Raw genomic sequence first — 25,196 nt, forward strand, 5'->3', positions numbered from 1 at the left:
CCGCCGTTGCGTACCCACACCAGGTGATTTAAGATCGATCCGCGTTGATCAGCACCTTAAGACCCTGCGGGCAAACCCGCTCACGGACATCTTGAGGTCAAGACCCAGAGAGAGGAGAGGTCTTACGTTGGAGAACTACTTGGAGGGCATGGCGGTTCAGGAGATGCTCCGAAGGCCCGTTTGCAGGAGCCTTCTTAGGGATCTCACTTCGGAGGAACTCCGGCGGATTTCCGAGTGGGAAAGCGTGCCAAACAACCAGGGATCCGCCCTTTACGTCACCCGGGTACGATCCAGGAGCGCCCCTTTCACGGAGATACTATACGAGTTGGATGAGAACTCCTTGAGGATCCTCCAGGAGGTTTGGGGATACCTTAGGTGGCAGCAGCTCATCCGAATCACCGCCCGGGTCGGCTCCCCCTATGGGTTGCCCATACAGGCAAACCTCTACGTGACCCGCCGGTACTCCCGGCTGGCCCACATGTTCAACGAGAACTTCTTCCCCCAGGGGGACGACGATTTCTCCGACGTCACCACCGTGGTAGTCCCCGAGTGGCACCAACGAAAGATCCTGGTCATGCCCCGCCACAGGGTAACCTATATCCTTGGTAGCGATTACTACGGGGAGACCAAGATGGCCACCCTGAGGCTCGTCATGCACATGGTGCGGGAGGAGATGAGGGGACTCGGGCTTCACGCGGGAAGCAAACGGGTCACCATTCGGAGGAACCGGGAGCTGGAACAGAAGGGGATGCTGATATTCGGCCTGTCCGGCACCGGCAAGACCACCATAACCACCGCGGACTTCGGGCTTAGCAGCCCCGAGGGGGTTGAGGTTCTACAGGATGACATAAACTTTCTGCTGCCCGATGGACGCTGTTTCGGTTCAGAACGCAACTTCTACATAAAAACCGATAACGTGACCAGGCAGCAACCCCTCCTCAGCGCCGCAAGAGATCCTAGGGCGGTGATAGAAAACGTATGGGTGGATGACGATGGGAACGTCAACTTCGACAACCACGCCATCTCCACCAACGGCAGGGCCATCGTGCCTAGGGATCGCATACCAAACACGTCAGACCAGATAGACCTTGATAAGGTGGACATGATCTTCTTCAACATGCGGCGCTACGACATGCCGCCGGTGGGACGTCTCTGCAGCCCCGAGCAGGCGGCGGCCTATTTCATGCTGGGAGAGTCCACGATAACCAGCGCAGAGGACCCATCCAGGGTTGGACAGGCTAAGCGGGTGGTGGGCTTCGACCCCTTTGTGGTAGATAATCCGCACCTCAACGGCAACCGGTTCCTCCAGATACTGAGGGATAACCCGGGGATACGATGCTACCTGCTCAACACCGGCCGGGTGGGCGGCAAAGACGGAGCGAACATATCCCCGGAGGTAACGTTCGCCTGCATCGATGGAATACTAAGGGACACCTTCTCCTGGCGCTATGACGACCTGCTGGGCTACGAGGTACCAGAGTCGTTCGGCCTTCCGAACGATGAGCAGTTCCTCCCGGCGACCTACATGGGACGGGACGAATACGTTCGGACAATAGATTCCCTAAGACGGGAGCGCAAGGAATACCTAAGGAAGTTCTCCGGCCTCGCCCCGGAGATCGTGGAGTCCGTATAAACAGGGAACTGCCGGAAAGGGGGCCCATGGGCCCCCTTTCGCTTACTAAGTCAACGCTAGAATTCGAGCCATGCAGATAAGGGACATCCACGGGGCATGCCGATCCCAAACCTTATCGCCCCATGCAAGAGAGCGAAGAAAGGACTTCTAAAAATGCCGGACCCGAAGCGAAAGAAGACACCAAACCGACACAAGCAAAAGCCCGCCAAAACGGCTACTTAATCCCCAAGGATATTATCCTTGAGAACGCCGCCTCCGCCGGCAGATCGGACTTCTTGACCTTGTCCTCCGGGAAGAACAATACTATGCCAGACGTGGGATTAGGACTTGTTGGCATGAACAACGTGAGCATCACCCTCCCGTCCTTCCACACCTCCCTCTTGGTGACAAAGGCAAGCACATGCCCATCCCCAACTGGAACCTCCACAACCCCAAGGTACATCTCCTTGGAATCCTTGTTCGTTAACCGATCCACCAAATCCCTCATCACCTTGTACCAAGCCCCCACCATGGGAAGGGCCGCAAGAAAACGATCCACCCTGGTCATGAACCACTTCTCCTGGCGTCTTATCTTGTACCCACCGTAAAACACCAGGGAAACGGTGAAGAGCATTATCCCCGCCGTGGCCTCCACCGAATTGGTAAGACCGAACAACCACACGAAAAGGGATTCCACCGACTTAAAAACGAAGTTCAAAACGAGAAACGTGACTATCAGCGGGAAGAAAACCATAAGACCAGTCCCAAAGGTCTTGGCCCCCGCAGTCAGGAAAAGCCTCACCCTGAGCATAAACCGACGAAGCCCTCTTTCCCTCGACCTTGAGCTGCCGTCGTACGAAGACAACCCGATCCCCCCAGACTCGAAGAAGCTATAATAATACTATCAGCCCCATATACTACACCCAAAAGCCAGCACGAGGGACGTGAAAAAACTTGAAAAACCTGTTCTACGCCCTAACCAGATGCGCCCTTTGGATATACTTCAAGCTCTACCACCGCCTCACCGTGGAGGGAATAGAGAACATACCATCCGTTAACGTCATCGTAGCCCCAAACCACTGCAGCTACCTAGATCCCCCCGCCGTTGGAACAGCCTTCCCGAGAAGACTCACGTCCATCGCCTGGGAGGGACTCTTCAAATCCCGGTTCTTCTCCATGATAATAACCGCCCTGGGGGCCGTAAAGGTGTCCCACCAGGACGCCAAGAAAGCCGCGGCGGTGCTTAAGCTCAGCATAGAACTCCTAAGATCAGGACATGACCTCATGATCTTCCCGGAGGGACAGCGCAGCCCCACCGGCGAGCTGATGCCCCTGGAAGGCGGGGTTGCACTGATGGCCCTCAAGGCAAACCGCCCCATAGTCCCCGTGGTCATAAAGGGCTCCTTCGAGGCCCTGCCCACTCACCTAAGATTCCCGCGGCCAAAGAAGATAACCATACGATTCCTGCCCCCCATATGGCCCCCATCCGATGATTCAAAGGACCCCAAGACAATCCGGGAGGAGATCCTAAGGAAGCTGGAAGAAGCACTGAGGGCCGGGGCATAACGCCCCGGCCCTCGATCGCATCTCCCGTGCCCTAAGGCTAGCGGGCGGACAGCTCGTCGAAGAAGCGCCTCACCAGGTTGGAGGTTATCCTCTTCCGGTAGGAGGGGCTCTTCCTGGGGTTCACCTCGTCGTAAGCCCCAGAGGCGGCCAGCTCCGTCGCAGTCTTGAGGTCCTTGCCCACAACCGCCTCCTCGGTCTTCGTGAGCCTCATGGGAAGCGGAGACATGCTGCCCGCTGCCAAACGGAAGGTCTTCACCACCCCGTTCTCCTCCTCAAGGTACATGGCCAAGCTCACCCGGGAGAGGGTAAGGGCCTTCCTGGATCCACGCTTGAAGTACCGCTGGACCGCCCCCTTGGGAGGCACCGGGATCTCGATGGATTCGAGTATCTCCCCCGCCTCACAGGCGTTCTTCCGGTAGCTGGGCATGAACTCCTTGAGCGTCATGGTCCTCATCCCCTTGGCGGAGGCAAGGCGCACCTTGGCGTCCAAGGCCAAGAGTATCACCGGCAGGTCCGCCGCACCGGAGGCATTGGCCAGGTTGCCCCCCACGGTGGCCCTGTTCTGAATCGCAGGAGCACCGCTCCTGGCGGAAGCCTCCACCAACGCCGGCAGGTACTCCCTGGCCACGGAACTCCTTATTATCTCCCCGTTGGTGGTGCAGGCCTTGATCCTTATCACCTGCCCCTCCAGCTCTATGCCGTGAAGCTCCTTAACCCTGAAGAGGTCGATCACTTTCTGGGGCTCTCCCTTGCCGTTCTTGATGTCCGGCAGTATGTCCGTAGCCCCCGCCAGGATCTTGCAGTCCCCGTGCTTGGACAGGATATCCAGGGCCTCGGAAAGGCTCTTGGGCGAGAAGAACCTTCCCTCCTCTTCCCCGCTGAACCGGGGCTCCAGGGACTCACAAAGGCTCTTCCTGGGCTTGAAGGTCCTCGTGTACCCAAGGCGCACCGCCTGGTCCACCGCCTTGTATATCCTCTCGTAACCGGTGCAGCGGCAGAGGTTGCCGGAAAGGGCCACCTTGATCTCCTCCAGGGTGGGCTGCTGATTCTCCTCCAACAGCGCCCGGGAGGCCATTATCATGCCGGGGGTGCAGAAGCCGCAGTGGACCGCCCCCTGCTCCACAAAGGCCTTCTGGAGCTCGTCGGGGCTCTCCTCACTGCCCAGACCCTCGATGGTCAGTATCTCGCTTCCCGCCGCCTGCATGGCGGGCACGCAGCAGGCGTTTACCAGAAGACCGTCCATGATCACCGAACAGGCCCCGCATTCGCCCTCTCCGCAGCCCTCCTTGGTACCGGTGAGCTCCAGGTCCTCCCTGAGAACCCTCAAAAGAGGCCTAAGGGGATGGACATCCGCCTCCCTAACCTTCCCGTTAACGGTCATCTGTATCTTCATAGCCCTATACCCTCCTAGCAACCCTTTTCTTCAAGAAGCTTGAAGAGCTTCTCCCCGGTAAGGGGCACCTCGGTGCCAAAGACCCCCACCGCATGCTGAACCGCCGCCAGGAACGCCGGGGCCCCACCGTCCATTGGCAGCTCCCCCAGCCCCTTCGCCCCGTGAGGACCCACCGGACAGCTGGCGGGCTCCAAAACGTCCACGTTCCACTCCGGGGTATCCAGGGTAGTAGGTATTAAATAGGCGTTAAGGTGCTCTGCGGATATCTGCCCCTCCGGAGTAAGGGTCATGTCCTCTATGTGGCTCCAGCCTATGGCCTGAAGGAGACCGCCGTGTATCTGCCCCTCCACCATGACCGGATGGATGGCCTTACCTATCTCCGCAACGACCGTGGCCTTCACGGGCTGCACCTCAAAGGTGTCGGTGTCCACGTCCACCTCTATGGCCTGGGCGATCCAGGAGTAGGCCTTGTAAGCCTCTCCCCGGAAGGCATCCTGATCCCACTGGCCGGTGCATCCCGGCGGAAGGGTTCCGAAGACCTCAAGCTTACCCCTCTCGGCCCTGCAGGCCTTGGCGGCGTCCAAAACCGACATCTCCCCAGCGGGGGTCAGGAACACACCGTCCTTGAAGGACACTTCCCCATGCTTGCCCTTCAGGAACTCCTCCAGCTCCTTGAGCATGTTCTTCGCCGCCTCCTGCACCACCCTGCCAACGTACATGGTGCTCCTGGAGGCCACGGTGGGGCCGCTGTTGGGGGTCACCCGGGTATCGGGCCTCGGGCTCTCCACCACCTCAAATGGAACGTGAAGCGCCTCAGCGGCTATCATGGGATGCACGGTGGCTATACCCTGCCCCATATCGGTGCTGCTGGCGTGAACCTTGAAGATCTCCCCGTCGAACTCGATCTTTACGATGGTGCCCATGTTGCTCTCCCCAGCCCCGGTGAAACCACCGCCGTGCATGGCAAGGCTTATGCCTATGCCCCGGCGAACCCGGCCGGTCATCTTGGAGTACTCCTCCCGCTTACGCCGGTAGTCGGAAAGCTCCGCAGCCCTAAGCAGCGCCTCCTTGGCGTGCACCGACTCCTTCAAGACCTGGCCGCAGGGCATCACATCCCCAACCTCAAGGACGTTCTTGAGCCTCACGTCCAACGGATCCATCCCCAGTACCTGGGCTATCTTGTCCATGTGACGCTCCATGGCAAATATGGACTGGGGCGCCCCGAAACCTCGGTAGGCACCGCTGGGGACCATGTTGGTGGCCACCGACAGGGAATGAATCGAAACGTTGGGCACCCGATAACACCCATGGGCATGCAGGGTACCCCTCTGCTGAACCACCCGGCTCATGGTGGTGAAGGCCCCTCCATCCATGATGAACTCGATCTGGAGGGCCGTCAGGGTGCCGTCCTTCTTGACCCCCGCCTTTATCCTGGTCCGGGAGGGATGCCTCTTGGGAGTGCCCTTGAGGTCGTCAGAGCGGTCGTAGATGAGCCTCACGGGCTTGCCGCAGGCCAGGGCAAGGTTGGCTACCCAAAGGGCTATGGCGGAGGGAAAGTCCTCCTTGCCGCCGAAACCGCCACCGGTGGCCGCCTGGCGAACCCTTATGCGCTCCGGCTCCCAGCCCAGGGACTGGACCAGCGCACCGTGCACGTAGTAAGGGCACTGCATGGACCCCACGACATCCAACGTACCGTCCTCGTGGGGGATGGCCAACATGCCCTGGGTCTCAAGGTAAAGGTGCTCGTGAAGGCCGGTCCTGTACGTGCCCTCCACTATAACGTCCGCCTCGGCAAAACCCTTCTCCAGGTCCCCCCGGTCTATCTTGTACTCATCAAGTATGTTGTCCTCTCCCCATACTATGGCCACCTTGGCAAGGGAGTCCTCGATGGAGAGCACCGGGGTGAGGGGCTCTATGATGGGCTTCACCGCCTTAAGAGCCGCCTTTAAAGTGGCCTCGTCAGGGGCCGCCAAAAGGGCCACCCCCTGGGTGGCGTAGGTCACCCGATCCTCCGCCAGGATGGGGAAGTCATCGCGCACCATGTGCACGAAGTTCTTGCCCTTGAGGTCCTTGGCGGTGAGGAAAACCACCTTGGACCAGTCAAAGGAAGGATCCTTCTCAAATCCCTTCAACAACCCGTGGGGTACCGGGGAGCCTATCACCGCCCCCTCCCAGCAGCCAGGCACCTTCATGTCCGCCACGAACTGAGCCCTGCCCGTGGCCTTCTCAATGCCGTCCTTCCGCGGGACCGAGGTCCCAACAACCTTGCAGGTCATCTGCCAATCCCCTCCTGACGCTACTTTATGGGCCCTAAGGCCTTCCAGTGTGACTACTTCCTCCTGTCGTACGGGGTACCCTCAAGGGGCAGCACGGTACGCTCCTTCCCGTCAAACCGCTTGTAAGCCAGAGCGATGGCGGGGGCGAGGAGGCACCAGGGATATCTCGCCCACTCCCTTCGCGCCGAAGGCCACATCCCCTCCCTGGGCATAGCAGAGCTTCACCTCGATGGGAGGCACCTCCGGAGCCCTCCAAAGCCCCAGGGTACCGTACTTCTTGACCGGGTAGCCGCCGGGGGTTGGGAACTCCTCCGTGAGGGCGTAACCCATGCCCATCACTATGCCACCCTCTATCTGTCCCTCCATGGACTTGATGTTTATGGGCTGTCCCGAGTCGTGGCAGGCCACGTACTTAACCAGCCTGCCCTCCTCATCCAAAATGGCCACATGGGTGGCGTAACCGTAGGCTATGTGGCTCACCGGGTTCGGCTTGTCGGATCCCATGGGATCGCTCTTGAAGTCGAACTCCTGGTAGTAGTCCTTCCCCTCCAGGGCCTCAAGGGAGCCCGCATCCAGCAGGTCCTGGCGGAGAAGCTCCGCACAGCGCCTGGTGGCCTCCCCGGTGAAAACCGTCTGCCTGGAGGCGGTGCTGGTGCCCGCATCGGGGGTGAGCTTCGTGTCCGCCGGCATGTGCTGGATCTTGGACACCGGTATGCCCGTCACGTGGCTCACGATCTGGGTGGTCATGGTGGCTATGCCCTGACCCATGCACGCGGCGCTGGTGTATATCTGCACCTTGCCACCCCTGACCTCCAACCGTACCCGGGAGACGTCGGGAACCCCAACCCCAAGACCGCTGTTCTTCATCCCACAGGCTATGCCCGCGTAGGGACTGGACTCAAAGGCCTCCTTGGCGGCCAAGAGGGTCTCCTTAAAGCACACGTCGGGGCCCGCGATCTGCCCGTTGCTCATCACCGCACCGGGCTCTATGGCGTTACGCCAACGGATCTCCCAGTAGGATATGCCCACCTTCTCGGCCAGCAGGTTCATGTTGCCCTCCACCGCAAAGGCGGACTGGGTCACACCGAAACCCCGGAAGGCTCCGCAGGGGGGGTTGTTGGTGTAAACACCGATGCCCTCTATGTCTATGTTGGGCACCACATAGGGACCTCCCGCGTGGGTGCAGGCCCTCTGAAGGACCGGCCCCCCAAGGGACGTGTAAGCCCCTGTGTCGGAGGTTATCCTTATCCTGTGGGCGGTGAGACGTCCCTGCTCGTCACAGCCGGAGGTGATCTCTATCCTCATGGGGTGCCGCTTGGGATGAACCCGCAAGCTCTCCTCCCGGGTCATGGTGAGCTTAACCGGCTTCTTGGTTATCCAGGCCATGAGGGCCGCATGATGCTGCACCGACATGTCCTCCTTGCCCCCCGAAGCCGCCGCCCACCATGGCGGTGATACACCGGACCTTGTCAGCCGGGATGCCGAGCATGGCGCTTATCTGACGGTTCTCGTCGTAAACCCCCTGCCCTCCGGTGTAAACCACTATCCCGTCCTCCACCACCTCAGCCAAGGCGGACTCGGGCTCCATGAAGGCGTGATCAACCCGCTGGGTCTGATAGACCCTGGTCACCACGTGGGCGGACTTGGCAAGCGCCTCGTCCACGTTGCCCCTCTTCACGTGGGTCTTGACCTCCACGGTGTTACCCCAGGGATGAATCTTAGGGGCGTCCGGCGCCAGCGCCTCCTCGGGGGTGAGAATCGGCTTGAGCTCCTCGATGTCCACCTTTATGCGCTTCACCGCATCCCGGGCGATGTGAACGTCCTTGGCAACCACCAGCGCCAAGGCATCCCCCACGTACCGGGTCTCCTCCCCCTCCGCCACGAGGACAGGCCAATCCTGAACCAGGTGCCCTATGATCCGCTTGCCCGGTATGTCCTTCCAGGTGATCACCGCCTCCACGCCCTCCATGGCCCTGGCCTCGGAGACGTCGATCTTCTTAACCAATCCCCTGGGGACCGGAGAGCGGAGAACCGCCCCGTAAAGCATGCCCGGCAGGGATAGGTCATCCACGAACTTGGCAACCCCAAGCACCTTATCCTTGGCGTCAACCCTGGGCATGGCCTCCCCGATCTTCCAGGCCCGGTCCTCCTCGACCGGGACGTAGTTCTCCCGGAAGGCCCAGGCGGCCTTCTCTATGGCGTCCTCTATCTTCACGTAACCGGTGCAGCGGCAGATGTTGCCCCGGATGGCCTCCTTTATCTCCTTCCTGGTGGGGTTAAGGTTCTGATCCAGAAGGGCCTTGGCGCTTATGACCATGCCAGGTATGCAGAACCCGCACTGAACCGCTCCGGTGGCACCGAAGGCCCAGGTGTAAACCTGCTTCTCCCTCTCCGAGAGGCCCTCTACGGTTATTACCTCCTTGCGGTCCACCTGAGAGAGCTTCAGCACACAGGCCCGGTACTTCTTGCCATCCACCAGGACCATGCAGGTTCCACAGGCACCCTCACCGCAACCCTCCTTGGCAGAGGTTATGCCAAGATCCTTCCTCAGGTACTCAAGAAGGTTCTTGTCCCTCTCCTCCCGGTACTCAACACCGTTGACCTTGAACGCGTACATCTACTCTTCCTCCTTCCGCCCGCGGCGCAATAGATACTGCCCCGCAGGTTCTTGGCCTTCGAAAACCCCCCGGTGATATGCCCTTGATCCCCGAAGGTACACGGATACCACCCGGCCGGTCACGCTCCATCCCTCGTAGGGCGTGTAGTCCACCCTTTGAACCTGCTGAGAGGCCCTCACGGTCCACCTGCTATTAGGATCGAACACCACCACGTCCGCATCGCTGCCCGGCAACAATATCCCCTTCCTGGGATAGAGACCGAATATCTTGGCCGGAGATGTGGACACCACGTTGACGAAGGTGCCCAGGGATATGCGTCCCCCCTCGACCCCCTCCGAATACAGGATCGAAAGCCGATGTTCCACCCCGGGAAGCCCGTTGGGAATGCGCCTGAAGTCCTTGAGCCCCCTGTCCTTGTGACCAATAAGATTGAAGGAACAGTGATCCGTGGCCACCACGTCCACGTATCCACCCTCAAGGTCCATCCACAGGGCCTCCACGTCCCCTCTGGACCTGAGGGGAGGGGAGCAGACGTAGGCGGAGGCATCCCCGTCGGGCAAGAGGTACCGCCCCTCATCCAAGGTGAGGTACTGAACGCAGGTCTCCGCCCAGACTTGATTTCCCCTTTCTTTGAAGGCCCTTATGTGCTCCATTGACTTGGCGGAGCTCACGTGCACCACGTAAAGGGGGGCTTGCACCGCCTCCGCCATGGTAAGGGCCCTAAAGACCGCCTCGGACTCCACAAAGGAGGGCCTGCTCAGGGGATGGTATCGGGGGGAGAGCCTGCCCTCCCTTGCCAACCTCTCTCCCATGGAGGACACCAGATCCCCGTTCTCGCAGTGGAGGCACAACACCCCCCCAAGATCCCTCAAGAGCTCCATCATCCTCATGATTGACCCGTCATCAAGCTGAAGGAGCCCCTTGTAGGCCATGTACATCTTGAAGGAGGGTATGCCCCCCTTGACCACCTGGGGCAGCTCCCTCTCCACCTCATCGTTCCAGTCGGTGACCGCCAGGTGGAAGCCGTAGTCACAGTGGCACTTGCCCCGGGAAAGGCGGTGCCATTCCTCGATGCCCTGTCTAAGGCTCTCACCCTTGAACTGGGTGGCATAGTCGATTATGGTGGTGGTACCCCCCGCCAGGGCGGCCATGGTGCCGGATTTGAAGTCATCGGCGGTCCTGAAGTCCCCGGCGGGAAGGTCAAAGTGGGTATGGGGATCCACGCCGCCGGGCAGGATCAGCATGCCCCCGCAGTCCACCACCTCATCCCCCTCCCTTTCCAGGTCGAAACCAAGGGAGTGGACTTGCTCACCCTCAATCCGAAGATCCATCCTCGCCGCCCCGCTGGGGGACGCCACCAAACCACCTTTTAGGACTATTCCCATTTAAACTCTTACCTCCCCGGGCGGGGCCCTGAGGGGCCCCGCCGGCTAAGCTGCAGCTTCAAACCCTAGTGGATACCTACCACCCTGGCCAACACGAACAGGGCGGCCAGACAGATCATCACCACGTTGAGCTCCCGGGCCTTGCCAGTGACCAGCTTGAGCACCACGAAGGACACGATGCCCGCCTCGATGCCCACCGCTATGCTGTAGGAGAAGGGCATCATGAAGAACGCCAGCATGGCCGGGGCGGTCTCGGTCCAGTCGTCCATCTTGAGCTCCTTAAGCCCCATCATCATGTATATGCCCACCAGGATGAGGGCGGGAGAAGTGGCACAGGCGGGGACTATGGACACCAGGGGGCTGAAGAAGGTGGCCAAGAGGAACAACACCGCCACCACCAAGGCGGTGAGACCCGTGCGCCCCCCCTGCTCGACACCGCTGGCGCTCTCAACGAATGTGGTCACCGTGCTGGTGCCCATCACCGCACCGGCGGTGGTGCCTATGGCGTCCGCCAGAAGGGCCTCCCGAGCCTTGGGCAGGCGCCCCTCGGAGTCAAGGAGCCCACCACGGCTGGCCACCCCCACCAGGGTACCCACGGTGTCAAAGAAGTCCACGAAGAAGAAGGTGAACATTATTATCCAGAAGCTCGATTGGGCTATCTGCGAGAAGTCCATCTGCATGAAGATGGGGGAAAGGGACGGGGGCATGGACACTATGCCCTCCGGCAGCTTGCTTATCCCCAAGGGAATGGAGACTATGGTGACCGCTATTATCCCCCAGAGCACGCTGCCCTTGACATGGAAATACTCCAACACCACCATGAGGAACAATCCGAGGATGGCCAGGATGGCGGGCATGTTGCCCTTGAAGTTGGTCATCTGGACCAGTACAGCGTCGTTGTTGACTATTATCCCCGCCCCCTGAAGCCCTATGAAGGCGATGAAAAGCCCTATGCCCGCGGATATTCCAAGCTTAAGGGACACCGGTATGGTGTTGACCACCGCCTCCCTTATCTTGGTCAGGGTGAGCAGGATGAAGATGATGCCCTCCACGAAGACCGCCGCCAGGGCCACCTTCCAGCTGACTCCCATCCCAAGGACGACGGAAAACGTGAAGAACGCATTAAGCCCCATCCCGGGAGCCAAGGCGAAGGGATAGTTGGCCATGAAGGCCATGCATATGGTGGCAAGGGCAGCGGAGAGACACGTGGCCACCATAAGGGGGCCAAAGGGCATCCCGGTCTTGGAAAGGATGCCGGGGTTTACGAAGATGATGTATCCCATGGTCATGAAGGTGGTGAGCCCCGCCAAAAGCTCGGTCCTAAAGTCGGTACCTCGTTCGCTCAGCTTAAAAGTCCTCTCTAGCCACTCCATCAAGACACCCCCTAAGTCTAGTGATGCCGGTAACTAGAAACCTCAACTATTCTACTACAAATTTCAGGGTCAATGGTTGACATAAAAATTGTTATCTAAACCCATAAAGGCAGCACCCCTCCCTCCCCCAGGTTGACGTACCCCCGGTCGGTGAGCTTGAGTTGCGGGATCACCGACAGGGACAGGAACGAGAGGGCCATGCACGGATGAGGTCCCGAAACGCCGAGATCCCCTATCGCCCGGTCCACCCGCTCCTGAAGGGCCACCACCTCCCATGTGGACATGTCACACATGAGACCCCCCACAGGAAGGGGCAGCTCCGCCAAGATCTTATCACCCTCCGCCACGACAACCCCTCCGCCCAGATGGTTCAGCCGGTCCAAAACGGTCTTTATCGACCGGTCGTCCATCCCGGCAACTATGGCATTGTGGGCATCGTGGGATACGGTGGAGCCAAAGGCACCGGACCTAAGCCCAAGGCCCTTGACAAAACCCACTCCGATCCTGCCGGTTCCCCTGTGACGCTCCCGGCACATCAGCTTGGCCAGGTCGATCTCGGGGGAGGGAACCACAAATCCATCCTCCACTACAGGGGAAACCGCAACGGAACCGGTTAGCAGGGAACCGGGGGTGAAAAGGATCGCCCGGAGCATCGCTCCCCCCTTGGCGGGAACCGCAAGGGCCTTAACGTCCACCTCGGGCAGATCAGGCCCCCGGGACAAGAGCAAGGGACTCAAAACGGATGAAGGGGGTGTCGTGAGCCTCCCATCCCTTGCCACCAAGCGGCCATCCTTGAAAACCATGTGCACCTTCATGGACCCTATGGAGTCCACCAACGCCATGTCCGCGGCGAATCCCGGCCCTATGGCCCCACGGCCCCTCAGGCCAAAGTACTCCGCCACCGACAACGTCACCATCCTAAGGGCCACAAGGGGATCCACCCCAAGGGCGCAAAGCTTGCGCACCTTGTGGTCCATGTGCCCCTTCTCCATCAGGGTCCTGGCGTCCAGATCGTCGCTAACCGCCATGCATCGGTGGCACCGCAGGGGCACATCCCTGACCAACGGCGCCAAGGCCTCGAGGTCCGGCGCGGCGGATCCCTCCCGCATCATCACCCAATAGCCGCGACGCAGCTTCTCCATGGCCTCTTCCAACCGGGTGGCCTCGTGGTCCCCGTCGCAACCGCTTAAGACGTACGCGCAAAGCTCCTTACCGGTGAGCCCCGGAGCATGGGCGGTCAAGGGCATACCATCGAAGACCCGGATCTTATCCCAAACCTCCTGGTCTCCGGAGAGCACCCCAGGATAGTTCATCATCTCCCCCAGGTGCTGGCAGTATCCACCGTCCCGGAGCGACCGCAGCTCCCCGGGCCCCATGGGGACCTTGCAGGTCTCAAACTCCGAGGCGGGGACGCAGGAGGGACAACCAAGGTAAACGTCCAGCGGGAGCCCCCGAGAGGACTCGAACATGCCGATTACCCCATCAGGCCCCAACACGTTGGCTATCTCGTGGGGATCCGCAAACACCGCGGAGGTACCCCGGGGAACCACCGCCTCGGCGAAACGGGAGGGTATCATCCAGGAGCTCTCTATGTGCACATGCCCGTCCATCATGCCGGGGATAAGGGTCATACCCTCCGCGTCCAAGGTCTCAAGCCCCTCGTACCCGGAGCCCACCCCCACTATCACCCCGTCCTTCACCGCCACCTGGACATCCTCAAGCTCCATGGAGAACAGGTTAGCCACCTTAGCCCCCCGGATCACCAGGTCGCAAGGCTCCTTGCCCAGCGCAAACGGAAGAAGCCCCTTCTTAGTCATGGCTACAGCACCACCGGGAGGGCCTTGTACTTCTCCTTGAGGGACTCTATCCGGGCCATGAGGCGCTCCGCATCCTCAGACTGCTTGGCCGCCTCTTTAATGCTGTAAAGATTAAGGTAGGAGTTCCTGCGCCTTATATCCTGGCTGCCGAAGAGTTCCTTCAGCATTATGAGGTCATCGGGCATGTTGAAGTCCTTGTCGGTCTCGGTGTAGTCGAACAAGTACCATGCCTCCTTGAAGCCGCACCAGGCCAGGGCGGAGAAACACATGCAGCAGGGCTCGTGGGTGGCCAGGAAAACCGTCTCCTCCGCCTTGGGACGGTCCTTCTGCTCATAGAACCTAAGGAGGGTCTCCACCTCCCCGTGAAACACCGGGTTGTCGGACCTGCGGTTGCTGCCCACCACTATCGGATCCAGGCTCACCGGGTCCAGCACCGCCCCCCCAAAGAGGTTATGACCCTTGCGGACGAAATCCTCCGTCAAAGGCAGTATCCGATGCTCTATCACGTCCAACATCTTGTGCAGCTCTTCCGCCGTTATGGTCTCGGGAGTCCTGAACTTCATGGATATCAACCTCCACATGTTCTTTTAAGATAAAAGGGGCCCCTAGGGCCCCTTTCCTACTCCTCAACCTCTATGACGAACTTCTTCTCCCCCTCTTCGGGATCCGGGAAGATGATGTTGGCCAGGATGGATACTATGCACACCGACGTAACCGTATCCCTGAAGAGGAACTGAAGCAGCTTGGGCAGGTGCTCCAACAGCGCGGGCACGGAGCTGAAGCCCATGCCTATGCCGAAGGTTATCCCCAAGACCAGCATGTTCCTGTCGCTGAAGCCCGACTTGGCGAGCATCTTTATGCCGTTCAGCATTATCATGGCGAAAACCGTGACCACCGCACCGCCCAGAACCGAGTTGGGCATCACGGATATGATAGCCCCTACCTTGGGGAAGAGACCAGCCAGTATCAGGACCATGGCACCGGTGGCGATGCACCACTTGTTCACCACCTTGGTCATGGCCACCAACCCCGCGTTCTGGCCGAAGGCGGTGTTCGGAAGGGTGTTGAATAGCGCCGCCAAAGCGGATCCGAAGCTGTCTCCCATTATGGCCCCGGAGGTCTCCTCTGTGGTGGCCTCCCGGTTAAAGGCCGCTATGGTTATCCCAGAGGTGTTGCCTATGGTCTCAAGGCCCGAGACTATGTACACCGCAGCGAAGCTGAGTATGGCATCAAGATGGAAGGTCATGCCGAAGTGGAGGGGCCTAGGCACGCTGATCCACCCCGCGTTGGCCACCGGGGAGAAGTCCACCATGCCCATGAATATGGCGGCCACGTAGCCCACCAATATGGCGATGAGAAGGCTTGAGATCTTCACCATCCCCTTGCCGAACTTCTGCAAGAAGAGCACCGTAACGAGCACGAGGGTGCCCAACAACAGGTTCTTAGGGGATCCATAGTCCTTGGATGCCACACCACCGGCGAAGTAATTCACCCCAACCGCCAGCAGCTTGCTACCCATGGCTATGAGCACGCTCCCCACCACAAGGGGGGGGAAGAAGCGCTTAAGGGGCTTTATGAATATCCCCATTATGAACTCCACGATGCTTCCAAGCAGTGCCCCTCCCATTATCCCCGATATGCCGTACATCTGCCCCACGGTTATCGAGGTCGGCACGAAGGCAAAGGAGGTGCCCATGACTATCGGCAGCTCCCCGCCTATCCTTGGGAGGAACCAGTTCTTCTTCCCGATCGGATAAAGCTGGATCAAGGTGGTTATGCCGGAGATGATCATCGCCGCCTGGATCATGATTATCATGTCCGGCTTGGAGAGGGAGACAACTCCCGCCACCACGAAAACCGGCGCCAGGTTCCCAGTGAACATGGCCAACACGTGCTGAAGCCCCAGAGGAAGGGCCACACCAAGGGAGGGACGGCCGTGAAGCTGATACACAAGCTCTCTATCCCCAACAGCGCTATCTACCTGGTTAGACATGGCACACCATCCTTTTGTCCGTAAGACAAGGCTCAAAAAAGACCTTGCGGAAGTCCTCGGGCTCTAAAAAAGGGGACAGAGAATAGATCCCTGCCCCCCTAAGACGTCTCTTACCTTCCTCCCATGAGGAGGGTCATGACCGCCTTTGCGGTGTGCAGACGGTTCTCCGCCTCGTCGTACACTATGGAGTGGGGACCATCGATCACTGCGTCCTCCACCTCGTTGTTCCTATCCGCCGGCAGGGCGTGCATGTAAACCACGTCCTTGTCCGCCAGGGCCATCTTCTCCTCCGTGCACTTCCAGGACTTGTGGGCCATCAGCTTCTCGTCCACCACCTTAACCGCTCCGGCGGCGGTAAGACCCGTCTGGTCGGTGACCCAGTTGCCCCAGTTCTTGGGGATCACTATGTGGGCGTTCCTGTAGGCGTACTCCTCGTCGTCGGTGACGGTGACGGTGCCGCCGTACTTCTCCGCGTTGGCCTTCGCCTGGGCGATGACCCAGTCGGGGAGCTCCCAACCCTTGGGATGGGCAAGCACCACGTCCATGCCGTAACGGGGGAACAGTAGCACCTGGGAGACCGGCACGGAGATGGGCTTCTTGTGGCTCTCCGCGTAAGCCCAGATGATGGAGACCTTGAGCCGCTCCAGCTTACCAAACTTCTCCTTCATGGTCATGAGGTCCGCCAGGGCCTGGAAGGGATGATACAGGTCGCACTGCAGGTTCATCACAGGCACCTTAGCCCACCTGGCCATCTCGGTGAGGTACTTGTTACCATAGCCCCAGTTGCAGTAACGGCAGGCGATGGCGTGACCAAAGCTGGAGAGGATGATGGCGGTGTCCTTGGCGCTCTCCCCGTGGGAGACCTGCATGGTGCTGGAGTCCAGATAGCCCGCGTGGCCACCCAGCTGAGCAAGCCCCGCCTCCATGGAGTTCCTGGTCCTGGTGGACTGCTCGAAGAAGATCAGGAACATGGTCTTGTTCACCAAATAGGGGGTGGGCTCCCCCATGGCAAACTTCTTCTTCAGGTCAAAGGAGACCTCCAGCATGGTCTCCACTTCTTCTTTGGTGAAGTCCTCCAGGTTGATGAAGTGACGGTTCCTGAAAAAGCTCTGCATAAAAACTCCTCCTCCTTAAACGTCTTTTCCTTGTATCCCTAGGGCCTAACGGCCATAGCGATCCGCGTATATCCTGGGAAGGGCGGCGTAAACCGCAGCGCACTCCACCAGCTCGGACTTCCAGGTGACCTCGTCGGGGGCGTGGGCCTGGTCCTCATGCCCCGGCCCGAACCCTATGCAGGGGATCCCAAGAAGCCCCATGATGGCAACACCGTTGGTGGAGAAGGTCCACTTATCCACCACGGGCTCCCTGTTCAGCACGCTCTTGAAGGCGTCCACCATGCTCTTGGTGACCGGGTGGTCCTCCTCAAGCACCCAGGAGGGGAAGTAGCACTCGGTGGGATACACAAGGCCCGTGTAGGCGGGGCGCTCGTAGGTGTAGAGGGATACCTCTGCGTTTGCCGCCTTCACCGCCGGCAGGTTCCTTATCTGCTGCAGCGCCAACTCCTTGGTCTCCCCGGCGGTTAGCCGGCGGTCTATGGATATCCAGCAGCTGTCCGCCACGGCGCACCGGGAGGGGCTGGTGAAGAATATCTCCGACACCGCCAACGACCCCTTGCCAAGGAACGGATCGTCCTTCAGGTTCTCGTGAAGGGCCCGAAGCTCCTGAAGTATCGGGGCCATCTTGTAGATGGCGTTGTCGCCCCGCTCCGGGGCGGAACCGTGACAGCTCACGCCGGTGGTCTTGACCTTTATCTCCATGCGACCCCGCTGACCCCGGTGGATCCTTCCGTCCGTGGGCTCGGTGCTCACCACGAACTCAGGACGGACCTTGTCCTCCTTGACGATGTACTGCCAGCAAAGCCCGTCGCAGTCCTCCTCCTGAACGGTGCCCACCATGACCACCCTCAGACCCTCCAAGAGCCCAAGGTCCTTCATTATCTTGGCGGCGTACACCATGGAGGCCATGCCTCCCTCCTGGTCGCTGGCACCCCGGCCACCGATCTTCTCGTCGTCCTCGTAACCCTCGTAAGGGTCAAAGGTCCAGTTGTCCCGGTTGCCTATTCCCACGGTGTCAATGTGGGCGTCGAAGGCTATGAGCCTGTCCCCGTTCCCCATGTAACCCAGGATGTTACCCATGGGGTCTATAACCACCTCGTCGAAGCCCACCTTCTCCATCTCCTGCTTGATCCGCTGGACCAGCTTCTCCTCCTGGCAGCTCTCGCTGGGGATGGCGATCATATCCCGGAGAAACCTGGATATGTCAGGCTCGTACTTCTTCGCCAGCTCCCGGATCTTCCCAAAGTCCATCTCCATCTTCATCAACATCTCCTTTCCCCTCTAGGACAGCCCTTAGCTTAAAGGGCGCTGTCGCCGTTGACCAAAAGATATGAACCGCTCTCCTCCATTCCCTCCAGGAGCACCTTCATCTTGAAGGCCAACTCCAAGGACCTCTCCCCCTCAAAGAACGACTTTGCCGCCACCTTGACGGGCCTAAAGGCCTGGGTAAGCTCCACTCGGATGAAGGGATCCTCATAGCACCACCCGGAGAACGTCCTCTCCAGGGTGCATCGGATGCCCCCGTCCTTCCAGACGATGACCCCTTCTCCGGCGGCCACCGCGTTGTCCTCCTCCTTAACCATTCCATCCTGGCCAAGGAAAAGCCTAGGCTTAGCCTCGTAGGGCTTCCCGTCCTGGTGGACGCAGAAGGTCTCGCAGTTGCCGCACCGGTTGCAAAGGTCCTCCACGTGCACTATCTGCCGGTCCTGACGGATCGCCACGTACCTGGCAGGGGCCTCCGCAACCCTGTCACCGTCGCATCGGAACACCGGCACCAACGCCTCCGACGGCACCACCCGAACCGACACGTTGGCCCTGTTGGGACACACGTCCACGCACTTGTCGCACACCACGTCGCAGGAGAGACACCGCCTCGCCTCCTCCACGGCCTCCTCACGGCTCAGGGGCAGCTCGAAGAGGTCAAAGTCCCTACCCTCGCGCCTTGCCTCCCGGTGGGACCTCACCTTGACCGACCTGCGGAGCTTCATCTCCTCTATCTCATCCTCCGTCAGGAGCTCCTGGGGCACCTCGCCGTTTACCGGAACCCCCAGGGCCAACGCCATGGACCGGGCGGCGGACCTGCCGTCCGCGCAGGCGGCTATCACGGTCTTGGGGCCCCTCACCAGGTCACCCCCCGCGTACACCCCGGGCACGGAGGTGAGATAGCTGGGCCGAACCTTGACCTTACCATCCGACAGATCCAAGGAACTGCAATCGAAGATCACGTTCCCCTGGGACTGCCCAATGGCGGCTATCACGGAATCGCAGTCCAGCCGGAAGGTCTCGTCGGTGGCCACCGGCCTGGGCCTCCCGTCGGGCCCCGGCTCCCCCAAGCGGTTCCTGCGGCAGAGGAGCCCCTTTACCACTCCACCCTCCACAATGATCTCCTCCGGGGAGGCCAGCTCCAGGATGGCCCCACCCTCCGCCAGGAAGGCCTCGATCTCCTCGGCCTCCGCGGGCATCTGGTCCTTGGTCCTGCGGTAAACCACCTTCACGGAGGCCCCAAGCCTCATGGCGGTCCTCGCGGCATCCATTGCGGTGTTGCCGCCGCCTATCACCAAAACCCTCTCTCCCACAGAAGGCCTCTCGCCCCTTGAGACCCGGTCCAGGAACTTGAGGGCCCCAAATACGCCCTCCGCATCCTCACCGGGGATACCCAACGGGCTGTCCACCGGGAAGCCGGTGGCCACGTAAACCCCCTGGAACTCCCCAAGGAGCGACTCCGGGGATCCCTTTACGGGGTGGTTGAAAAGGAACTCCACCCCCAGGGCCTTGACCCTCTCCAGGTCCTTCATCAGGGCATCCTTGGGCAGACGGAAGCTGGGGGCCAGCCCCATCATCCCCCCGGGCCTGTCGGAGGCCTCGAAGACCGTCACATTGAAGCCCATCATGGCAAGCTCCGCCGCGGCGGCTATCCCGGAGGGACCGGCGCCTATCACCGCCACCTTGACCCCGTTGGGCTCCGGGGCCTTCAGCAAGGCGTTCCCGTACCGCTCCGCCGCCCTCTTGAGGGCCCTTATGGCCACGGGCTCGTCTATCTGGTTCCTTGTACAGCGGTCCTGGCATCCGTGGGGGCAGACGTGGCCCGTCACCCCCGGCATGGGGTTCCTTCGAAGCACCGCTTCAAGGGCGCCGTCGAAGTCCCCCTTGGCTATGCGCCTAGCGTACATGGGGACCTCCTGGTTAACCGGGCAGGCGGCAGAACAGGGGGCCTCCACGCAGTCGAACATGCCAAGCGGCGAAGGGGACTTGGGGGGGACAACTTCAACGTAACGGTACTTGGGGTCCGCCAAGCTCCCCCTGGCCAGATCCTCCAGGGCCATGGGAGCGTCCTTGGCAAACTCCTCGAGGGAGGAACAACCCCTTTCCCTGAGGGCCCGCTCAAGGCTCCTTACGCAGGACGCCAGACGACCGTAACCACCGGGCTTCAGGATCTCAGAGGCTATGGTCACCGTCTTCACCCCGCAGGCGAAAAGCCGGTCCACGTTCTCCTGGTCCACCCCGGCGGAGAAGGACACCGGAAGGTCCGGGAAGTCCTTCCTTATCTTGTTGAACAGGTTAACCGCCAGTGGGAACAGGGGGCGCCCCGACATGTACATCTCACCGCCGGGCATGCGGCCCTTCCAGTTCTCCATGGCCAGGGTATTGGTGAGCTTGACCCCGAAGGTGACCCCCTTGCGGCGGGCAAGGTCCGAGAGGTTCCTGAGTATCTCCACCGCCTGGGGGTACTTAAGGTCATGCTCAAAGGCGGAGTCCGGTATGTGAAGCCTCTTGAAGCCAAGCGAGTCGTTCAGTATGGACCTCACCGTCTCGGCCCCGAGAAGCGTGGGGTTGAGCTTTACGAACACGTGGAGCCCCCGGTTTATGAGGTAAGAGGCTATCTTCTCTATCTCGTCGGGAGGACAGCCGTGCATGGTGGACAGGGTGCAGCCGGCGGATATCCTGGAGGGGACTTCGAGGTCCCCCATCTCGGGGAGGTACTCCTTGAGGATCTTAAGACACTTGGAGATCTCCTCCGAGGCGTCCTCCATGGATGCCATGAACTGCTGCATCCTGGGCTGGAGGATCCCCTCCATGTTGTACCCCACGCTCATGTTGAATATGGTCCCATCGGTTATGTCGTCCCATCCCAAAAGCCGGGGGAGCAGGTGGACCAGGACCCAAGCCCTGGCGTACTCCGCCGCGGAGCGCTCAAGCTTGAGCTCCTGGGACCACTCCACGTTATAGCCCTCGTCCTCCATGTCTATGCAGGGCCGCTCGATCACCAGCTCGTCCATTATCTGCACCGTCTTGAGCTCCATGTAGCGGGCTCCGCAGAGCCACGCGGACACTATGTTCTGAACCAGCTGGGTGTGGGGGCCCGCGGCGGGACCTATGGGGGTGTGAAGCTTGTCACCGAAGAGCCGGCTCACCATGGGGGAACCCGCATCGGGCTTGAAGAACATGGCCTTGGGTATCCCGTATATGGATCCCCTGGTTCGGTACTCCTCCAGTATCCAGTTCAGGTGCTCCTCAAAAGTCAAGGGACGCATGTAGTCTTTCATGGCTTACCTCCTAGGATGCCAAGGGCATGAGAAAAGCAAAGGACGAAGACCAAATCCCTAGAAACGCTCCCAAACCTTCACCGCCCGCTCCCTGGCCCTGGCCATGATCTCCTTGGGATCCAGGGTGGTGAAGTTCCTGTCCTTGTAGAGCACCTTCCCGTCCGCCACGGTGTGGACCACGTGGGACGTCAAGGGCCCGAACAATAGATGCCCGTTCACGTTCTGATGGCTCAGAGGGGTGGGCGGGTCGTAGTCGAACACCACCAGGTCCGCAGCCCAGCCCTCCTTTAGAACCCCCCGCTTAACCGAGAAGTAGCGGTTGGCTATCTCGAAGTTGTTCTGGAAGAGTATGGTTGGCATCTCACCCCAGCCAACGTTGGGATGCCCCACCGAGTGCTTCACCAGGGCGTTCGCCATGGCGTAGGACCTAAGCATGTCGCACACGTAGCCGTCGGTGCCAAGCCCCAGGAGGATGCCCCTCTCGGTCATCTTGAGCACCTTGGCGGCCCCCACCGCGTTGCCCATGTTGGACTCCGGGTTGTGCACCACCGCGGTATTGGTGTCCTTGAGGATCTCCATCTCCTCGTCGTCCACGTGGATGCAGTGGATAGCCATGGACTTGGGCCCCAAAAGGCCGAACCGGCGGAACCGATCCACTATGCTGAGGCCGTGGCGGCGCCGGCACTCGGGCTCATCGGTCTGACCCTCCGCCACGTGGACGTGGAAGCCCTGGTAGTCACCGGAGGAGGCGCAGAGATCAAGGGTCTTATCCGAAAGGGTGAGGGACGCGTGAAGCCCGAAGGTCCCGGCTATCCTGCGCCGGTCTCCCCGATTGGCATGGTCTATGAACTCCCGGTTCTCCTTTATGCCCTCCAGCGCCTTGTCCTCCCCGTCCCGGTCGGACACCTCGTAGCACAGGCAGGCGGAGAGCCCCATGCGCTCCACCGCCTCGGCTATGGCGAAAAGGCTGCCGGTTATGGCGTTGGGGCTGGCGTGATGATCCAACATGCAGGTGCAGCCGCACCTTATGGCCTCGAGCAGGCACACCTCCGCGGAGACCTTCACGTCCTCAACGTCAAGGGCCTTGTCAAGGCGCCACCAGAGCCTCTCCAGGACCTGAACGAAGTCCGCGGCGGGCTCTCCTCCCTTACCGCCGAAGCCCCTTACCAATGCGCTGTAATAGTGCATGTGGGCGTTTATGAGCCCAGGATGCACAAGCCCTCCCCGGGCGTCCAGGAACTCCGCATCACCATGCCTGGCCTTCAGCTCATCGGTGGGGCCCACCTCAACTATCAACCCCTGGTCACACAGCACCGCCCCGTCTGCCAGGAACGGCCTGTCAGGATCCCTGGTAACAAGACGCCCGTTTCCCACTAGAAGCATGTCTTCCCCTCCCAGCTTTATGCCTAACGCTAAGCACCGCCTAAAGGTCACAGGGCGGCGGGCCCGTCAGGGGTCCGCCGAAACGACACAGCTACAACCCCCTAGGGCCTCGGGAGATGTCCAACCGTGGGAAACTCCCCGTCCCACACCACGGACCTGTAGCGATCCGGGTCGGTGTCCCCCTCGGTGCTGAACAGGAGAACCCGGGAGGAGGAATCCAATCCCAAGGCACCCCGGAGATCCTTAAGCTCCTCCTTGCCCATGAGGTACCCAAGAAGCCCCGCGGTCACCGCCCCGGACTCGCCGGAGACCACCTTCTGGTCCCCCTCCAGGGGGTTGCCAAGGACCCTCATGCCCCTGGCGGCCACGTAATCGGGGCATGAAACAAAGGCCGCCGCGTAGTCCCTAAGTATCTCGTAGCCGATTATGTTGACCTCGCCGCAGGCGAGCCCCGCCATCAGGGTGAAGAGGTCCCCCCCAACCGCCCTGGGCTTACCGTCCCCCGCCAAGGCGGACTCGTAGTAGCAGGCGGCGGCACTGGCCTCCACCACAACCACCTTGGGGGCCGACTCGCCAAACCGAGCCCTTAGCACCCCCTGCACCGCCCCGGCCAAGGAGCCCACACCCGCCTGGATGAACACGTGGGTGGGCATATCCTCTCCCTTGGCCTTCAGCTGATCCAGGGCCTCCACCACCATAGTCCCGTAACCCTGCATTATCCACAGGGGGATGTCCGTGTAGCCCTCCCAAGCGGTATCCTGAACCACCACCCAACCGTGCTTCCGGGCCTGCTGGTCCGTGTAGCGCACCGCGTCGTCGTAGTTCATGTCCAGTATCTCCGCATGGGCCCCCTCACCCCGTATCTTCTCAAGCCGGAACTGGGCGGACCCCTTGGGCATGTAGACCACCGCCTTCTGGCGAAGCATCCTGGCGGTCCAGGCCACACCGCGGCCGTGGTTGCCGTCCGTGGTGGTGGCAAAGGTTATGTCCCCCAGCTTGGACTTCACCTCGTCGCTGGTGAGCACCTCAAAGGGAAGCTCCGATATGTCCTTCCCCAAGAGCTTCGCCAGGTGCATGGCGATGGCGTAGCACCCCCCAAGGACCTTGAAGGCCTTAAGGCCGAAGCGATGGGACTCGTCCTTAACGTGAAGGGCCCCAAGCCCAAGCCGCTTCGCCAAACTGGGCAGGGAAGCCAAGGGGGTCGGCTCGTAACCCGGCATGGTGGAGTGGAAGCCCACCACCTTGCTCATCTCCTCCGGGGAGAAGTGATCCACCGGAGCGCTCCTCCTCATACCCCTCTCAGGACCGTTTACCACGTAACGAATCTCCTCCAAAATAAACACCTCCAAGGGGTCAGCTGCCCCTGAGATACCTGTATATGGTCTGTTCCGAAACCTCCAGGCGCCTTGCGGCCTCCGCCACCGCTCCCTTGAGGAGGAATATCCCCTTCTTGTCCAGCTCCTCGACCACGGACTTCTTCTCCTCCGCGGTCATCCGGGAGGGGGGGATGCCCCTGGAACTCAACACCTGGTCCATCTGCTGGTGCATTAGGTTTTCTATGGAGAAATGGATGGGATGAGGCGGGGATGCTTCCTCCCCGTTCTTGGATATGTTGAGGAACGACCCCAATACCTTGTACGCGTCCTGTATGCGGGAGATGTCGAGGTTTATGGAGAGCATGGCCACCGGCTCCCCGGTGGACGGATCCTTTATGAACAGGGAAGACAGCCTTAAGGGACGTCCATCCTCCAGCACGCCTTTGTAGTTGACCTTGTAGGGCTGCCCCTTGGATTCCCGGAGCACCTCCAGGGCATAGTCGGTGAGGGAGTCCCCCTCCCGGCGGCCCGATATGTGGCCGTTCCTTATGGCCACCACCGAATGCTCCGGATCCCTGAGATCGTGAAGCACCACCTCCGCAAGGTCACCTAAGACCTCCGCCAAGAAGTCCACCATGGGCCTTGCAATCTCAATGATCTCGTCCGAGGACATGGGACCACCCCGTAGATGGGAATTTTTTATCGTGATGTTTTTTTCTTTTCGTCAACCTTATACACCATTGCGCTTCTCGTGTCAATGTCCCCAGGGGGTATCGTTTTCAGCAAATTCTGCTACATTGTCCAG

The 25,196-nt window shown here is 60.5% G+C and carries 18 protein-coding genes; 2 read left to right on the forward strand and 16 right to left on the reverse strand.

Going from position 1 to position 25,196, the window contains the following annotated elements; genetic code table 11:
- The first annotated feature begins 127 nt into the window (after window positions 1–127).
- Window positions 128–1,633, forward strand: a complete 1,506-nt coding sequence (locus THEVEDRAFT_RS06820; protein ID WP_006583985.1) for a phosphoenolpyruvate carboxykinase — start codon at window positions 128–130, stop codon at window positions 1,631–1,633.
- Window positions 1,634–1,847: 214 nt separating this feature from the next.
- On the opposite strand, the gene THEVEDRAFT_RS06825 is transcribed toward THEVEDRAFT_RS06820, so the two are convergent.
- Window positions 1,848–2,477, reverse strand: coding sequence for a DUF502 domain-containing protein (locus tag THEVEDRAFT_RS06825; protein WP_006583986.1), 630 nt, complete (start codon window positions 2,475–2,477; stop codon window positions 1,848–1,850).
- An 89-nt stretch (window positions 2,478–2,566) separates the two neighbouring features.
- Between THEVEDRAFT_RS06825 and THEVEDRAFT_RS06830 the strand changes: the two genes are divergently transcribed.
- On the forward strand, window positions 2,567–3,178 hold the full coding sequence (locus tag THEVEDRAFT_RS06830) for a lysophospholipid acyltransferase family protein (RefSeq protein WP_006583987.1): 612 nt from the start codon (window positions 2,567–2,569) through the stop codon (window positions 3,176–3,178).
- A 37-nt stretch (window positions 3,179–3,215) separates the two neighbouring features.
- Here THEVEDRAFT_RS06830 and THEVEDRAFT_RS06835 read toward each other — a convergent pair whose 3' ends face one another.
- From THEVEDRAFT_RS06835 to THEVEDRAFT_RS06900, 15 genes are all read right to left on the reverse strand, one after another.
- Window positions 3,216–4,571, reverse strand: a complete 1,356-nt coding sequence (locus THEVEDRAFT_RS06835; RefSeq protein ID WP_006583988.1) for an FAD binding domain-containing protein — start codon at window positions 4,569–4,571, stop codon at window positions 3,216–3,218.
- A gap of 14 nt (window positions 4,572–4,585) precedes the next feature.
- Window positions 4,586–6,847 (reverse strand): xanthine dehydrogenase family protein molybdopterin-binding subunit, encoded by a 2,262-nt coding sequence (locus tag THEVEDRAFT_RS06840; RefSeq protein WP_006583989.1) that lies wholly within the window; start codon window positions 6,845–6,847, stop codon window positions 4,586–4,588.
- 111 nt (window positions 6,848–6,958) lie between these two features.
- Window positions 6,959–8,254, reverse strand: coding sequence for a molybdopterin cofactor-binding domain-containing protein (locus tag THEVEDRAFT_RS09880; protein WP_245522630.1), 1,296 nt, complete (start codon window positions 8,252–8,254; stop codon window positions 6,959–6,961).
- Window positions 8,205–9,464, reverse strand: a complete 1,260-nt coding sequence (locus THEVEDRAFT_RS09885) for a 2Fe-2S iron-sulfur cluster-binding protein (RefSeq protein WP_245522631.1) — start codon at window positions 9,462–9,464, stop codon at window positions 8,205–8,207. The genes THEVEDRAFT_RS09880 and THEVEDRAFT_RS09885 overlap by 50 nt, the downstream gene beginning before the upstream one ends.
- A complete protein-coding gene (gene hydA, locus THEVEDRAFT_RS06850; RefSeq protein WP_006583991.1) occupies window positions 9,465–10,850 on the reverse strand; it encodes a dihydropyrimidinase in 1,386 nt (461 codons plus the stop codon). It lies immediately after the preceding gene.
- A gap of 65 nt (window positions 10,851–10,915) precedes the next feature.
- Window positions 10,916–12,223, reverse strand: a complete 1,308-nt coding sequence (locus THEVEDRAFT_RS06855) for an NCS2 family permease (RefSeq protein ID WP_006583992.1) — start codon at window positions 12,221–12,223, stop codon at window positions 10,916–10,918.
- A 95-nt stretch (window positions 12,224–12,318) separates the two neighbouring features.
- Window positions 12,319–14,040: an adenine deaminase gene (ade, locus tag THEVEDRAFT_RS06860; RefSeq protein WP_006583993.1), complete on the reverse strand. Its 1,722-nt coding sequence runs from the start codon at window positions 14,038–14,040 to the stop codon at window positions 12,319–12,321.
- Window positions 14,041–14,042: 2 nt separating this feature from the next.
- Window positions 14,043–14,603, reverse strand: a complete 561-nt coding sequence (locus THEVEDRAFT_RS06865) for a deaminase (protein WP_006583994.1) — start codon at window positions 14,601–14,603, stop codon at window positions 14,043–14,045.
- A gap of 56 nt (window positions 14,604–14,659) precedes the next feature.
- A complete protein-coding gene (locus tag THEVEDRAFT_RS06870) occupies window positions 14,660–16,033 on the reverse strand; it encodes a uracil-xanthine permease family protein (protein ID WP_006583995.1) in 1,374 nt (457 codons plus the stop codon).
- A 110-nt stretch (window positions 16,034–16,143) separates the two neighbouring features.
- Window positions 16,144–17,148 carry an ornithine carbamoyltransferase gene (locus tag THEVEDRAFT_RS06875; protein ID WP_006583996.1) on the reverse strand — a complete coding sequence of 335 codons (1,005 nt, stop codon included), beginning with the start codon at window positions 17,146–17,148 and terminating at the stop codon, window positions 16,144–16,146.
- A gap of 45 nt (window positions 17,149–17,193) precedes the next feature.
- Window positions 17,194–18,411: a YgeY family selenium metabolism-linked hydrolase gene (locus THEVEDRAFT_RS06880; protein WP_006583997.1), complete on the reverse strand. Its 1,218-nt coding sequence runs from the start codon at window positions 18,409–18,411 to the stop codon at window positions 17,194–17,196.
- Window positions 18,412–18,446: 35 nt separating this feature from the next.
- Window positions 18,447–21,692, reverse strand: coding sequence for a putative selenate reductase subunit YgfK (gene ygfK / locus THEVEDRAFT_RS06885; protein WP_006583998.1), 3,246 nt, complete (start codon window positions 21,690–21,692; stop codon window positions 18,447–18,449).
- 57 nt (window positions 21,693–21,749) lie between these two features.
- Window positions 21,750–23,075 carry a putative aminohydrolase SsnA gene (gene ssnA / locus THEVEDRAFT_RS06890; RefSeq protein ID WP_006583999.1) on the reverse strand — a complete coding sequence of 442 codons (1,326 nt, stop codon included), beginning with the start codon at window positions 23,073–23,075 and terminating at the stop codon, window positions 21,750–21,752.
- Between the two features lie 101 nt (window positions 23,076–23,176).
- Window positions 23,177–24,409 carry a diaminopropionate ammonia-lyase gene (gene dpaL, locus THEVEDRAFT_RS06895; RefSeq protein ID WP_006584000.1) on the reverse strand — a complete coding sequence of 411 codons (1,233 nt, stop codon included), beginning with the start codon at window positions 24,407–24,409 and terminating at the stop codon, window positions 23,177–23,179.
- A gap of 19 nt (window positions 24,410–24,428) precedes the next feature.
- Window positions 24,429–25,064 (reverse strand): helix-turn-helix transcriptional regulator, encoded by a 636-nt coding sequence (locus tag THEVEDRAFT_RS06900; protein WP_006584001.1) that lies wholly within the window; start codon window positions 25,062–25,064, stop codon window positions 24,429–24,431.
- Window positions 25,065–25,196: the final 132 nt, after the last annotated feature.

The organism is Thermanaerovibrio velox DSM 12556 (genome assembly GCF_000237825.1).
Taxonomy (GTDB): Bacteria; Synergistota; Synergistia; order Synergistales; family Synergistaceae; genus Thermanaerovibrio; species Thermanaerovibrio velox.

Coding starts and splice junctions, on each gene's coding strand:
- THEVEDRAFT_RS06835 (WP_006583988.1), bottom strand. CDS start 4,571: ATGAAGATACAGATGACCGTTAACGGGAAGGTTAGGGAGGCGGATGTC.
- THEVEDRAFT_RS06840 (WP_006583989.1), bottom strand. CDS start 6,847: ATGACCTGCAAGGTTGTTGGGACCTCGGTCCCGCGGAAGGACGGCATT.
- THEVEDRAFT_RS09885 (WP_245522631.1), bottom strand. CDS start 9,464: ATGTACGCGTTCAAGGTCAACGGTGTTGAGTACCGGGAGGAGAGGGAC.
- hydA (WP_006583991.1), bottom strand. CDS start 10,850: ATGGGAATAGTCCTAAAAGGTGGTTTGGTGGCGTCCCCCAGCGGGGCG.
- THEVEDRAFT_RS06855 (WP_006583992.1), bottom strand. CDS start 12,223: ATGGAGTGGCTAGAGAGGACTTTTAAGCTGAGCGAACGAGGTACCGAC.
- ade (WP_006583993.1), bottom strand. CDS start 14,040: ATGACTAAGAAGGGGCTTCTTCCGTTTGCGCTGGGCAAGGAGCCTTGC.
- THEVEDRAFT_RS06865 (WP_006583994.1), bottom strand. CDS start 14,603: ATGAAGTTCAGGACTCCCGAGACCATAACGGCGGAAGAGCTGCACAAG.
- THEVEDRAFT_RS06870 (WP_006583995.1), bottom strand. CDS start 16,033: ATGTCTAACCAGGTAGATAGCGCTGTTGGGGATAGAGAGCTTGTGTAT.
- THEVEDRAFT_RS06875 (WP_006583996.1), bottom strand. CDS start 17,148: ATGCAGAGCTTTTTCAGGAACCGTCACTTCATCAACCTGGAGGACTTC.
- THEVEDRAFT_RS06880 (WP_006583997.1), bottom strand. CDS start 18,411: ATGAAGATGGAGATGGACTTTGGGAAGATCCGGGAGCTGGCGAAGAAG.
- ygfK (WP_006583998.1), bottom strand. CDS start 21,692: ATGAAAGACTACATGCGTCCCTTGACTTTTGAGGAGCACCTGAACTGG.
- ssnA (WP_006583999.1), bottom strand. CDS start 23,075: ATGCTTCTAGTGGGAAACGGGCGTCTTGTTACCAGGGATCCTGACAGG.
- THEVEDRAFT_RS06900 (WP_006584001.1), bottom strand. CDS start 25,064: ATGTCCTCGGACGAGATCATTGAGATTGCAAGGCCCATGGTGGACTTC.